Source organism: Vicinamibacterales bacterium, from assembly GCA_036504215.1.
Taxonomy (GTDB): domain Bacteria; phylum Acidobacteriota; class Vicinamibacteria; order Vicinamibacterales; family Fen-181; genus FEN-299.
Genome location: DASXVO010000035.1, coordinates 153,924 through 166,474, shown reverse-complemented (window position 1 = coordinate 166,474; position 12,551 = coordinate 153,924). Strand labels below are relative to the sequence as shown.

The following is a 12,551-nucleotide window of genomic DNA, read 5'->3' as shown; positions in this document are numbered from 1 at the left end:
GCGACTCCTCTTCGCCCCTCGCATCGAGGAATTCGGGCGGGGTCACCGATAGATGACGACGCCGACGAGGGCAGCGGCGAGGATCACCCACACCGGGTTGATCGCGGTGAACGTCAATACGGCAAACGACGCGAGAGCCAGCAGCACCCCGTCCCACCGCTGCACCAGCGCCTGCCCCCAGCCGGCGCTCCCAACACCGAGCACCGACCGGGCCATGTCGTAGGCCGTCCAAATCAGGAGCCCGATCACGACGGGGCGGACGGCGGTCAGCATCGACTTGATGACGGGGTTCTCCTTCACACCGAAGAACAGCACGACCATGACCAGCATGAGCACCGTGGTCGGGAATACAGTGCCGCCGGCTGCCGCGACCGCGCCCCCGGTTCCCGCGAGCTTATACCCCACGTATGCCGACACCTGTGGTGCGATTGGACCGGGAAGCGCGTTCCCGAGCGCGACCGCATCGGCAAACTCAGTCGGCGACACCCAGCCAGCTGCGGTCACCTCGCGCTGCATCAGCGCCAGCGACGCCGGCCCGCCTCCCCAGGAGAAGACGGCGACGCGCGTGAACAGGAGGAAGATGTCCCAGAGCAGCATGGGGGAAGTATAGCGGAAGGATGAAGGCCGAAGGATGAAGGCGGATCGGCGGACAGGCGGAAGGGTGAGAGCCTGGGTCAGGAGGACCATGCCCCCTGACCCCTGACTCCTGGATCCTACACGCAAGCCCCTTGACCGACCTTCTTCCCGCTCAAGCCCGGGATGGGGATCGGTTTCCGGTTGCCAATGGTCACGTACTCGCGGAGCGGCGGACCCGTGTAGATCTGGCGCGGGCGGTAGATGCGCGTGTCGCCTTCCCAGACTTCCTTCCAGTTGGCGATCCAACCGGGCATGCGGCCGATGGCGAACATGACCGTGAACATGTCGAGCGGGATGCCGATCGCCCGCATGATGATGCCGGAGTAGAAGTCGACGTTCGGGTACAGCTTCTTCTCCTTGAAGTAGTCGTCGCTGAGCGCCGCTTCCTCGAGCGCACGGGCGAGATCGAGCATCGGGTCGTGGATCTGCAGCTTGTTGAGGACGCGGTCGGCGGCCTGCTTGATGATCTTGGCGCGCGGGTCGTAGTTCTTGTAGACCCGATGGCCGAAGCCCATCAGCTTGATGTGCGACGTCTTGTCCTTCACGCGCGCCACGTAGTCCTTCACCGAGATGCCGCTGTCGTGGATGTACTGCAGCATCTCGATCACCGCCGCGTTCGCGCCACCGTGGAGCGGCCCCCACAGCGCGCAGACGCCGGCCGCGCAGCTCGCGAACAGGTTGGCGCCGCTCGATGCGACCATCCGGACGGTGCTCGTCGAGCAGTTCTGCTCGTGGTCCGCGTGCAGCACGAGAATCAACTGCAGCGCCTGCACGATGTCAGGATCCGGTTCGTACTCTTCGAACGGGATCGAGAACATCATGTGAAGGAAGTTCGCGCAGTAGTCGAGGTGGGGCTTGGGATACACCAGCGGCTGACCGATCGACGCCTTGTAGGCCGCCGCGGCAATCGTCCGGGTCTTGCTCAGCAGGCGCGCCGCCGCGCTCTGGAAGGTCTCCGGACTCTCCATCTTGACGATCTCGGGGTTGTAGCAGCTCGCGGCGTTGATCATCGCGGAGAGGATCGCCATCGGGTGGCTCTGCGAGGGAAAGCCGTCGTAGTGCTTGTACAGGCCCTCGTGCAGCATCTCATGCTTGGTGAGTAGATTGCTCCAGCACTCGAGCTGCTGGGCCGTCGGCAGTTCGCCGTAGATGAGCAGCCAGGCGGTCTCGGGGAACGTGCTGTGTTCGGCAACCTGTTCGATGGGAATGCCGCGGTAGCGCAGGATGCCCTGTTCGCCGTCGATGAACGTGATCGCCGATCGGCACGAACCCGTGTTGCTGTAGCCGTCATCAAGGGTGATGACGCCGGACTCGGCGCGCAGCTTGGTGATGTCGATTGCGACTTCGTGCTCGCTTCCGGTCACCACCGGAAGGCTGTACGACTTCCCCTGCACCTGGAGCGTGGCAGTCTCGGGCATAGGCGTCTTCCTGTTCGGTTGATTGTGGTTGCACCCAACGGATACAACATTCTAAACCGAAATCGTCGCCTTCACATCCCGAACGATCGAACGGCCATCTCGGCGATCGTCTGACCGATGCTGATCGACGCGGTGGCGGCCGGCGACGGCGCATTCAGCACATGAATCATGCGTCTGGCTTCCGCGATGCGGAAATCGTCGAGCAGCCCGCCCTTCGGATCGAGGGCTTGCGCACGAACGCCCGCACCGCCCGGATGGACGTCCTCGTCGCGAAGCTCTGGCACCAGTGCCTGCAGCGCACGGACGAATGCCGCCTTGCTGAAGGATCGGTGGAATTCGCCGAGACCCATCCGCCAGTACTTCGCCCCCATCCGCCAGAAGCCGGGGTAGGCGAGCAGGTCGAGCGTGTCGCCCAACGAGAAGCTCGTGCGCGTGTAGCCCTCTCGGCGGAAGGCCAGCACGGCATTCGGCCCGGCTTCGACGCCGCCGCGAATCATGCGGGTGAAATGAACGCCGAGGAAGGGAAAGCGCGGATCGGGCACCGGGTACACGAGATTCCGAACGAGCGACTGGCGCGCCGGCGCCAACTCGTAGTACTCGCCACGGAACGGAACAATCTTCACGCCGGGCTCGACGCCGCACAGCCGCGCCACCCGGTCCGACTGGAGACCCGCACAGTTGATCAGCGTGCGTGCCTCGACGGCGCCGCTCGTCGTCTCGATCGCCAGCGTGTCCGTGCCACAGACGACGCGGGTCACACGCGCGCCGGTCCGGACCTCGCCACCTCGCTCGCGGACCACCTGGGCGAAGGCGTTGGTGACCGCCTCATAGTCCACAATCCCGGTCTCGAGGACGTGAAGGCCCGCGATCCCGGCGACGGCGGGCTCATACTCCGTCAGTTCCCCGGCCGTGAGTCGGCGCAGCCCCTGCAAGCCGTTGGCCCGGCCGCGCCGCTCGAGCTCTTCGAGCGCTGGAAGCTGCGACGGGTCGGTGGCCACCACCAGCTTGCCGCATCGATCGTGCGGGATCTGGTGCTCCTGACAAAACCGGTACATGGCCTCGCGACCCGTCACGCAGTTGCCCGCCTTGAGCGAGCCGGGCTTGTAGTAGAGCCCGGAGTGGATGACCCCGCTGTTGTTCCCGGTCTGGTGGGCCGCCAGTTTCCGCTCCGCCTCGAGCACGACGACGCTGACCTTCGGGCGGCCGACGAGCGCCATTGCCGTCGCCGTGCCGACAATGCCGCCACCGATGATCGCCACGTCCCATGTTCTGCTCATCACCCGCGTCGTCCTTCCAGGGGGCCATCGGTCTGTCGCCGCAGACGCTCCGCGACGCTCACCGGCCCCGGCAGCCCGCAGGCCGCGCCGATCTTCTGCAGAGCCGCCAGCACGTTCTCGGCGAGCGGAATACCCGACCGCTCGTGGAACTGGGTCCGCCGCTGCTCCTTCTCGCCGTGGATGAAGATCTCGGTGCGATCCAGCGCTTTCCTCGAGTGCTTCAGCACCCCGAACAACTCCGCCAGGCGCTGACGGAACTCCATGATCGGCATGAACCGGCCGATGTCCAGCGCGAGGAAGAAATGCCCCACACGCGGGGCCACGACCTCACCCGGCTCCGGAGCCCGGTGCAGGTTGTCGACATCGGGGCCGAACGCCGAGCCAGCCAGGACCCCGCACAGCACATCCACCATCAGCGCGAGGCCGTAGCCCTTGTAGCCGCCGAACTCATCGCCGCGGCCGCCGAGCGGCAGAATCCCGCCGCCCAGTCGCTTCACGAGATTCGCAAGCACGAATCCCGGATTCTGCGAGTCGTAACCGTGCGCGTCCACCGCCCAGCCGACAGGCATCTGCTTCCGGTTGCGATCGTACACCTCGAGCTTGCCTCGCGGGACGACGCTCGTCGCCATGTCCAGGACGAAATCGAGATCGTCCCCTCCGGGCGCACCGAACGCGATCGGATTCGTGCCCAGGATCGCTTCCGCACCGTGCGTGGGCACGACGAGCGGCGCCGAGTTGGTGAGACAGATGCCAATCATGCCCTGCGCGATGGCCTTCTGGACGTAGTAGCCGGCGATGCCAAAGTGGTTGCTGTTCCGCACGGTCACGGCGCCTATCCCGTTCGCGGCTGCCTTGCGGATGGCCAGGTCCATGGCGCGGTCGGCGACGACCTGGCCGATGCCGTTCCTGGCGTCGATGACGCCGATGGCCGGCGCCGGTTCCCGCACGTCGAACTCGACGCCGGGCACGATGTACCCGTCCTTCAGCCCCGAGACGTACCGGCCGAGACGCGCCACGCCGTGGCTGGCGATCCCGCGCAGGTCGGCCGACACGAGGACACGCGCGGTCACGGCCGCATCGGCGGCAGGGACGCGGTGATATCCGAGCACGCTGGCCACGAACCGCTCGAGGTCCGGCCGCATCACCTTCATCTCGACGGTGCAGGCGAGACAGTCCTGGCAGCGCACCTCGTGCAGCCACTCGGCGCGCCCCGCCTCACAGGCGACGAGTTCGTTCGAAATCTCGGGCGTATGTTCCGCCACTGGGGTCCTCCCTCGCCCTGCTGGATGCCGACTTCTCTACTTTGGCACATTCGGCCGGGGTGGTCGAATGCTTGGACGCGGGCCGGTTCGCTGCAATAATGTCGGACGAATGGAGCGCCAATGATCGCCCGGCCGACGTCCTGCCTCAGCCTGCTGCCGCTCGCCATCCTGATGCTGGCGTCTGCCGAATCGGTGTCCGCCCAGGACGCTCCCGTCCGCCGCCTCGCATGCGGGGCCTACGAAGCGGTGCCCAGTGCGGTGGGCGCGGAGGGACGGCCCAGCCGTCTGAGCATTCAGAAGAACGGCCGCCTGCTCGTCAACGTCAGCGACTGGGCCATCACCGCGCTGTCGTGCGAGGACATCAACGGCGATTCGACGCTCGAACTCCTGGTCTCGACGCACAGCGGGGGCGCGCACTGCTGCGCCACACTCCACATCTGGTCGCTCGGATTGTCGCCGAAGCCCCTCCTCGACTACGAAGGCGGGAACGCCACCGATCTCGAGGTCCGCGATCTGGATGGCGACGGACGGAAGGAACTCCTGCTGGGCGACGATGGGCTCGCGTACTTCGACGATCTCTCGTACGCCAGCTCGCCGGCGTCGATTCCGCTGGTCGCCTGCTTCGCCGTCGACCGGTTCCAGGATTGTACGACGCGTTTTCCCGAGATCCTGCGCGCCCGGATGAAGATCTATTCCGGCCGGCTTCACCCGCCGACGTCCGAAGACGACGAGCAGGAGGTCAGGGGCGCGGCCCTTGGCGTCCTCGCCATCGCGGTCCTGCTGGGCGAGGAGGAGCAAAGCCTGAGCGCCGTGCTCCAGACCACGCGCAGCGACGTCGTGATGAAGTGGCTCGAACGCCTGCGGCCGAGAGTCCGCGACTGGGCAGCCGCGCGCGGGCGCAAGCTGAAGAAGGAGAAATGAGACCGACCTATGGGATTCTCGACGATCGACTACTTCGTCCTCCTCCTGTATCTGGTCGGCATCACGATCTTCGGCACGCTCTTCCGCCGGACGCAGCACACCGTCAAGGACTATTTCGTCGGTGCGAAGAATACCCACTGGCTCGTCATCAGCCTGTCGATCGTCGCGACCGAGACGAGCACGCTGACGCTGATCGGGGTGCCGGCGATGGCGTACACGACGTACGCCCGGCCCGAACAGGGCGGCCTCATGTACCTGCAGGTGGTGGTCGGTTACATCATTGCGCGGGTCATCATCAGCCTGTTGTTCATCCCGGCGTACTTCCAGGGCGATCTCCTGACGGCGTACGAGCTGCTGCTCCGGCGATTCGGGGCGCAGGCCAAGCACTTTGCCGCGTCGCTCTTCCTCGTGATGCGTGCGCTCGCCGAGGGCGTCCGCGTGTACGCGGCGTCGCTGGTGCTCGCCGCAGTGATCAGTTCCAGTCTCCCCGGGCTGCCCCATCTCTGGGCCTGGTCGATCCTCATCGTCGGGGTGCTGACGCTGATCTACACGTTCGAGGGCGGGATCGCGGCGGTGATCTGGACGGACCTGATACAGCTCGTGATCTACCTGGGAGGGTCGTTCCTCGCCGCGTGGCAACTGCTGCATCTCGTACCCGGAGGATGGCCGACCATCGCGGCGCACGCCGAAGCGGCGAACAAGTTCCAGATCATCTCCTTTTCATGGGATCTGCGGCTGCCATTCACGTTCTGGGCGGGCCTCATCGGAGGCACGTTCCTGACGATGGCCTCCCACGGCACCGATCAACTGCTGGTCCAGCGGCTGCTCACCTGCCGGAACAAGCGTGACAGCCAGAAGGCCCTGATCACGAGCGGCTTCATCGTTCTCGTGCAGTTCGCGCTGTTCCTGCTGATCGGCGTGATGCTGTTCGCGTACTACAAGCACACGCCACTGCCGCCACTCGCCAGCAACGACGAGATCTTCCCCGCCTTCATCGTGCACAGCCTCCCGCACGGGATTGCGGGTCTCGTCATTGCGGCCATTTTCGCCGCGGCGATGTCGAACCTGAGCGGTTCGCTCAACTCGCTGGCCTCGACGACCGTGCTCGATTTCTACAAACCGCTCGCCGGAGGCACTCGCAGCGACAGTTCGCTGCTCCGTCTCTCGCGGTGGTGCACTGCAGCCTGGGGCGCCGTGCTGATCGCCATCGCGTTCATCGCACGCGACTGGGGTTCGGTGTTCACCGTCGGATTGTCGATTGCCTCTCTGGTGTACGGACCGATGCTGGGCGCATTCCTGATGGGCGTCCTGACGACGCGCGCCAATCAGACCGGAGTGATGGCGGGCATTGGCGTCTCGCTGGTGTGCATGCTCGCCATCAAGATCTACACGCCGCTGGCCTGGACGTGGTACGTGGTGGTGGGCACCGCCATCTGCGTGACCGTGGGCTACACGGTGAGTTTGCTGCGGCCCGCACCCACTCGGCCGGCCGGGCAGATGGAACGGTAGCGACACATGGTCAACGCTGTGAAGTGGTTTCTCGTGCCGGGATCGATCCCGTTCCTCGTCCTCGGCCTCGTCCTCGGCGTCGGCCTCCTCTACGGCGGCCAGTCCGCTCAGCGCTGGGGTCGACGCTGGCTGACCGCGCTCCTCGCCGTGTACGGGTTGCTCGCGACTCCGATCGGCGCCGAGCTGGTTTCGGCGCCACTGGCACGGCAGTACGGGGCGCTGACGTCGCGTGAGCAGGCGAAGGACGCGACCGTGGTGGTCGTGCTCACCTCCGGGTCGGAGGTCTATCGCGCGAACGGTCGAGAGATCGTCCAGATGAGCTCGAATTCGGCGCAGAACGCGATCGAGGCCGCGCGTCTGTACTCGCTGCTCGGCGCACCAACCGTCGTGGTGTCCGGCGGCATCGTCTCGGCTGGCCAGCAGCAGCGAAGCGAAGCAGACGCGGTGGCCGACGGTCTCGTGCGGCTCGGCGTCCCGCGCGAACGAATCATCGTCGAAGGTCAATCGCGAACCACGCGGGAGAACGCGCAGTACTCCGCCGCGCTCCTGCGTCCGCGCGGTGTCCGGCGCGTGGTCCTCGTCACCAATTCCCGGCACATGCAGCGCGCCGTCGCCGAGTTTCGTGCGGAGCACATCGAGCCAATCCCGTCGGTGGCGGCCTTCGAGAGCGCCACACCGACCGGTCTCATCCACCAGATTCGTCCCAGGTACTTCGCCCTGCGGCAGAGCGACGATGCCTGCCACGAGTACCTCGCGCGGATGTACTACTTGTGGCAGGGCTGGCGCAGCGAGAACACCCAGTAGGGCGGAGGGTCACCCTGCAAGGCCGGAGGCAGTCATGTCCAATCGCTTCGAGAATGTCACCACCATCCTTCGCTGCGCCTTCGCGGCGTTCGTGTGTCTGACGGCGCAGGCTGCCTTCGGGCAGGCGCCGGCGCCCGTGGCTGGTGACTTCGTCCTTCGCGACTTCCGATTCGCGACGGGCGAGACTCTGCCAGACCTGAAGCTCCACTACATCACCCTTGGCCAGCCGCGTCGCGATGACAAGGGCGTCGTCCGGAACGCCGTCCTGATTCTCCACGGCACGGGCGGAACCGGACGGCAGTTCCTCTCGAAGAACTTCGCCGACGTCCTCTTCGGGCCCGGCCAACTGCTCGATGCCCGCACGCATTTTCTCATCCTGCCAGACGGAATCGGCCATGGGCAGAGCAGCAAACCGAGCGACGGCCTGCACGCGAAGTTCCCCCGCTATACCTACGACGACATGGTGCGAGCGCAGTACCGCCTGCTGACCGAAGGCCTTAAGGTGAACCATCTTCGCTTCGTCATGGGCACGTCCATGGGCGGCATGCACACGTGGGTGTGGGGCGAGACGTACCCTGACTTCATGGACGGCCTCGTGCCGCTCGCCAGTGTTCCGACGCAGATTGCCGGACGCAATCGGATGTGGCGCAGGATGCTCATGGACAGCATCCGGAACGACCCGGAATGGAACGGCGGCGAGTATGCGAAACAACCGCGCGGCCTCGAGGGGGCCGTGCGAATCCTGACGCTGATGGCCGGCTCCACCGTGCAGGCGCAGAGGGACGCCCCGACGCGCGACGGCGCGGATGCGCTGCTCGTCACCCAGCTTGGGTCGCGGGGCGCCGGCGTCGATGCCAACGACATGCTGTACCAGTTCGATTCGTCGCGCGAGTACGACCCCTCGGCCGGCCTCGACCGAATCACGGCACCGCTGCTCGCCATCAACTCGGCCGACGATCTGATCAACCCGCCCGAACTGGGCCTCATGGAGAAGCTGATGCCGCGCGTGGCACGAGGCCGGTACGTCCTGCTCCCCATTACGAGCGAGACGCGCGGTCACGGCACGCATTCATTCCCGGTCATCTGGCAGGAGTACTTCAGGGAGTGGCTGAAAGGGGTGACGGAGCGCTAGACATCTTCCAGAGGTCAGAGCGTGACGAATGAAGCAGGTTCTCGCGCCTCGCTTCCGCCCCTGGAAGATGTCGACGACGACGCAGGAGGCGTCGTCCAGAAACGACGTGGGCCGGCGAAGCGAGTTCGGTGGTTCGAGGCGAAGTTTCGCTAGACGCCCTCCGCTTTGCGGGGCCCACCGACAGCGTTTCTGGTTCTGGCGGCGCGGGCCGTGGGACCGTCGTTTCAAGCGAGGCAGTCCGAGGCCCGCCTCGCCAGGCACTACCCGGGCGAGACGCCCGGGCCACTCAGTGTCGGCGGAAGGCGCGGGCGACGCGGGACCAGACCGACAGCAGGACCGCGCCGAGCACCGACAGCGCCGCGAGCGAGGCGTAGTGGCCGGCAAAGACGTGTGACGGTTCCGTCACGACACACACCATCCGCCACGAGGCGTCGGACACGACACCCGCCGCCAGGCCGGCCAGCCCGCCGACGGCCGCCGGTCGCGTCAGCAGACCGCGCGCCGCGAACACGAGGAAGATCAGCAGCAGCGGGAGTCCGTCGACCAGCGAGAAGATGAAACAGCCGATCGTGAACTGACGCCAGTACTGCGGCGGCAGGCTGATCGGCTCCATGCGCCACGTGAACAACATCACGCTCGCGGCCACGGCCAATCCCACGGTGAACAGCAGCGTCAGCATGCGCACGCCACGGGCCCGTCCGGGGACCGCCTGACGGAACGCGGCCCCCGCCAGGACCACACCCGCGAGCGCCTGCGCGACGGAGAGTCCCCACGTCAGGAAGGGGCTGACGCGATCCGCGTCGGTGCGCACTGAGAACAACACCAGGGGCGCCGCGACGACGAGCAGCGCGGCAAACGGCGCGGCGGACACCGCACGCTGCCACGGGACGCGGAGCGGCCGCACCGGCCGGATATCGGCCGCGATCCGCTCGCGCAGCGCACGGGGAGCCACGTCTTCAGTCACCATCGTCCCGCCGCTTCTCGGTCAGCGCCCGTCGCAACACCGCCATTCCCCGACTCGCCCGGAGCTTCGCGGCCGCTTCGCGAATCCCGAGCTTCGCCCCGACTTCCTCGAAGCTCCAGCCCCAGACGTGATGCAACCACACCGCCCGCCGCGTGCCGGGAGTCAACTCGGCCAGGCCCCGCGACACCCGGTCGCGAGCGAGAATCGCCGTCTCGTGACCCCGGATTGACGCGTGCTCGAGTTCCTCGACCGGCCCGGCATCGAAATCGTGCTTGCGCACCCGCCCACGGCGGCTCATCAGGAACACGTGGCGCGCGATGGCAATCGACCACGGTTCAACCGGGTAGGCGGCATTGTACGTTCGGCGCGAGCGGTGAATCTGGAGGAACGTCTCCTGCAGGAGATCGTCCGTCCACGCCGCGTCCCGCGTGCGCGACAGGAGATACCGCCGCAGCACCGGCGCCAGCCCCGCATACAGCCCGTCGAAAGCCGACAGATCGCCACCCTGGTAGGCGATCATCAGGGCCGTCAGGGGCCGACCGTCGGAGGGGCGCACCTCGCGGACAGACATCCTCCGAAGTAGACGCCGGGCGCGGAGGAAAGTTCCGCGGCGGCGGCTTCACGAGGAGATGTGCCCGATAGGCGCGGAAGGTGTCACGAAACCGGCGAAGCCGATTCGTGGGCCTTCCACGGCGGCAGGACACGGATCAGCACGTAGAGAATCACCAGCGGCAGGATCAGGAGCGCCACCGCCGGCAGCAATCCTTCGCGGGTCGCAAAGGCCATCTTGTACGTCGTGAACCCGAGGAAGCTCTTCGAGAAGAGCTGGCCGCCGATCACGACGTTCCACCGCATCGCGAAGATCCCCATGACGGTCAGCAGCCCAGACGTCAGGTAGATCCGCCGGCGCGCGCGTTCGCCGAGCCGGACGAGCTGCACGAGAGCGAGCAGGGAGAGCGGTATGAGCGTGCCGATACCGATCTGCAGGACCACCTGCGAGACGAACAGGCGGGTGTGCACCATGAAGTCGAGCGCGCGAAACGACTCGTCGGCTTCGTAGATCCGGTGGATGAGGTCGAGCATCTCGAGCGAGAAGTCGATGACGAAGGCGTAGAACAAGTAGCGCGCCACCGTATCGAGACACGCCATGTCGAACGACCGGCCGCGTCGCCAGGCGGCGTACATGTAGACCAGCATCACGCCCGCGATGCCGGAGACGATGGCGGAGAACAGGAAGACGATCGGCATCAGCGGTGTCGACCACCACGGATTGGCCTTGACCGACCCGAAGATGAAGCCGACGTAGCCGTGCAGCAGGAACGCCGAGGGGACGCCGATGACGGTGATCGCCCGTCCGAGGTAGTCGTCGATCGCCAGCGCGCGCGGGCTGATGTTGTCGGACCACAGCGCCATCGCGCCGTACATCGTTCGGCGCAGGCCGGACGACTCCCGCCACATCAGCACGATGTCCTTCCGGTAGTCGAGCCAGATCTCGAGGACGAGCACGACCATCAGGTACCAGAGGTACACGAACCCGAACATCGCCATCGCGGACGCGGTGTGCGGCGTGAGATACATCTCGAGCGATCGCTCCGGGTGGCCGAGGTGCAACTGCAGCGGGAGCGGGGCGACGAGCAGAAACGCCAGGGCGGTCAGCAGCGCCAGGCGATAGGTCGGCTTGACCGCCTGCACGTTGAAGACCCGCTCGAGCGACGCGAGGATGAAGGCGCCCGCCACCAGGCCGGTGATGAACGGGTAGAGCACGATGAGGATGCTCCATTGGAGCTCCACCTCGTTCGGATACATGTAGCCCTGAACCGCCTGCAGCACGCTCTCCATGCGATGCTCCTCGAATGCTCTCGCTACCGGACCGACCCGTCGAGGCCGTTGTAGTACACCTTCGCGCCGGTCGCCATCTGCGGCTTCAGCACGTGCACGGCGTGGTCACGCAGGAACTGGTGGATCGGATCGTTCGGGTTCTTCAGATCGCCCAGCTGGCGGGCACCGGTCGGGCACGTCTCACAGCAGGCGGTCGTCAGGCCCTTGGTGATCCGGTGGTAGCACAGCGAGCACTTGTCCACGGTCTCGGTCGCGGGGTTGATGAAGCGGCAGCCGTACGGACAGGCCTGCACGCAGTAGCGGCAGCCGAGGCAGTACGCTTTGTCCACCAGCACCACGCCGTCCGGACTCTCGAACGTCGCCCCGACCGGGCACACCTGGACGCACGGCGAATGCGCGCAGTGGTTGCACAGCTTCGGCACGAAGAAGTGCTTGGCGCGCGGGTCGGCGCCTGGCTTCTCGGGGAACCCGTCGTAGCCGCCGTTGGGCGAATCCACGTGCGGGTGTTCGAGGTCGTCCGATTCGACCGTGTACCGCTCGACCCACGTCCGGAAGTAGCGCGGATCGCGTGGCACGTCGTTCTCTTCCTTGCACGCACGAACGCAGTTGCCGCAGCCGATGCACGCCTCGATGTCGATCACCATGCCCCACCAGTGATCGCTCATCTTGTAGTTGTCCGCGGTCTCCGCCCGACCGGCGAGGATCGCCTCCCACGCGGCGGCGGCAGCGGACGAGAGCACCAGCAGTTTGCCCGTCTTCAGCAGGAAGTCGCGTCGGTCACTGTTCATG

General features: G+C 66.3%; 12 protein-coding genes. 4 read left to right on the top strand and 8 right to left on the bottom strand.

Features of this window, described 5'->3' with window-relative positions:
* Positions 1-42: 42 nt before the first annotated feature.
* From VGK32_09365 to VGK32_09350, 4 genes are all read right to left on the bottom strand, one after another.
* Positions 43-597, bottom strand: coding sequence for a chromate transporter (locus VGK32_09365; protein ID HEY3381963.1), 555 nt, complete (start codon positions 595-597; stop codon positions 43-45).
* Positions 598-713: 116 nt separating this feature from the next.
* On the bottom strand, positions 714-2,054 hold the full coding sequence (locus tag VGK32_09360) for a citrate synthase (protein HEY3381962.1): 1,341 nt from the start codon (positions 2,052-2,054) through the stop codon (positions 714-716).
* 71 nt (positions 2,055-2,125) lie between these two features.
* On the bottom strand, positions 2,126-3,331 hold the full coding sequence (gene lhgO / locus VGK32_09355; GenBank protein ID HEY3381961.1) for an L-2-hydroxyglutarate oxidase: 1,206 nt from the start codon (positions 3,329-3,331) through the stop codon (positions 2,126-2,128).
* Positions 3,331-4,593 carry an Ldh family oxidoreductase gene (locus VGK32_09350; GenBank protein HEY3381960.1) on the bottom strand — a complete coding sequence of 421 codons (1,263 nt, stop codon included), beginning with the start codon at positions 4,591-4,593 and terminating at the stop codon, positions 3,331-3,333. The genes lhgO and VGK32_09350 overlap by 1 nt, the downstream gene beginning before the upstream one ends.
* Positions 4,594-4,713: 120 nt before the next feature.
* On the opposite strand from VGK32_09350, the gene VGK32_09345 reads away from it, so the two are divergent.
* Genes VGK32_09345 through VGK32_09330 form a run of 4 tightly spaced genes read left to right on the top strand, consistent with a single transcriptional unit; the run spans position 4,714 to position 8,959 of the window.
* Positions 4,714-5,514 carry a VCBS repeat-containing protein gene (locus tag VGK32_09345; GenBank protein HEY3381959.1) on the top strand — a complete coding sequence of 267 codons (801 nt, stop codon included), beginning with the start codon at positions 4,714-4,716 and terminating at the stop codon, positions 5,512-5,514.
* A 9-nt stretch (positions 5,515-5,523) separates the two neighbouring features.
* Complete coding sequence (locus VGK32_09340) at positions 5,524-7,023, top strand: sodium:solute symporter (GenBank protein ID HEY3381958.1); 1,500 nt, start codon at positions 5,524-5,526, stop codon at positions 7,021-7,023.
* A gap of 6 nt (positions 7,024-7,029) precedes the next feature.
* Positions 7,030-7,827 carry a YdcF family protein gene (locus tag VGK32_09335; GenBank protein ID HEY3381957.1) on the top strand — a complete coding sequence of 266 codons (798 nt, stop codon included), beginning with the start codon at positions 7,030-7,032 and terminating at the stop codon, positions 7,825-7,827.
* Between the two features lie 34 nt (positions 7,828-7,861).
* Positions 7,862-8,959, top strand: a complete 1,098-nt coding sequence (locus VGK32_09330; GenBank protein ID HEY3381956.1) for an alpha/beta fold hydrolase — start codon at positions 7,862-7,864, stop codon at positions 8,957-8,959.
* Positions 8,960-9,245: 286 nt separating this feature from the next.
* On the opposite strand, the gene VGK32_09325 is transcribed toward VGK32_09330, so the two are convergent.
* From VGK32_09325 to VGK32_09310, 4 genes are all read right to left on the bottom strand, one after another.
* Positions 9,246-9,926 carry an NrsF family protein gene (locus tag VGK32_09325; GenBank protein ID HEY3381955.1) on the bottom strand — a complete coding sequence of 227 codons (681 nt, stop codon included), beginning with the start codon at positions 9,924-9,926 and terminating at the stop codon, positions 9,246-9,248.
* Entirely contained in the window at positions 9,916-10,479 is a 564-nt protein-coding gene (locus VGK32_09320; GenBank protein ID HEY3381954.1) for an RNA polymerase sigma factor, read from the bottom strand. Before VGK32_09320 ends, VGK32_09325 begins: the two co-directional genes overlap by 11 nt.
* Before the next feature lie 98 nt (positions 10,480-10,577).
* Positions 10,578-11,762, bottom strand: a complete 1,185-nt coding sequence (gene nrfD / locus VGK32_09315) for an NrfD/PsrC family molybdoenzyme membrane anchor subunit (protein ID HEY3381953.1) — start codon at positions 11,760-11,762, stop codon at positions 10,578-10,580.
* 23 nt (positions 11,763-11,785) lie between these two features.
* A complete protein-coding gene (locus VGK32_09310) occupies positions 11,786-12,550 on the bottom strand; it encodes a 4Fe-4S dicluster domain-containing protein (GenBank protein ID HEY3381952.1) in 765 nt (254 codons plus the stop codon).
* Position 12,551: the final 1 nt, after the last annotated feature.

Bases quoted from the DNA above. Each gene is read 5' to 3' on its own strand.
- VGK32_09365 (HEY3381963.1), bottom strand. From the start codon at position 597: ATGCTGCTCTGGGACATCTTCCTCCTGTTCACGCGCGTCGCCGTCTTC.
- VGK32_09360 (HEY3381962.1), bottom strand. From the start codon at position 2,054: ATGCCCGAGACTGCCACGCTCCAGGTGCAGGGGAAGTCGTACAGCCTT.
- lhgO (HEY3381961.1), bottom strand. From the start codon at position 3,331: ATGAGCAGAACATGGGACGTGGCGATCATCGGTGGCGGCATTGTCGGC.
- VGK32_09345 (HEY3381959.1), top strand. From the start codon at position 4,714: ATGATCGCCCGGCCGACGTCCTGCCTCAGCCTGCTGCCGCTCGCCATC.
- VGK32_09340 (HEY3381958.1), top strand. From the start codon at position 5,524: ATGGGATTCTCGACGATCGACTACTTCGTCCTCCTCCTGTATCTGGTC.
- VGK32_09335 (HEY3381957.1), top strand. From the start codon at position 7,030: ATGGTCAACGCTGTGAAGTGGTTTCTCGTGCCGGGATCGATCCCGTTC.
- VGK32_09330 (HEY3381956.1), top strand. From the start codon at position 7,862: ATGTCCAATCGCTTCGAGAATGTCACCACCATCCTTCGCTGCGCCTTC.
- VGK32_09325 (HEY3381955.1), bottom strand. From the start codon at position 9,926: ATGGTGACTGAAGACGTGGCTCCCCGTGCGCTGCGCGAGCGGATCGCG.
- nrfD (HEY3381953.1), bottom strand. From the start codon at position 11,762: ATGGAGAGCGTGCTGCAGGCGGTTCAGGGCTACATGTATCCGAACGAG.
- VGK32_09310 (HEY3381952.1), bottom strand. From the start codon at position 12,550: ATGAACAGTGACCGACGCGACTTCCTGCTGAAGACGGGCAAACTGCTG.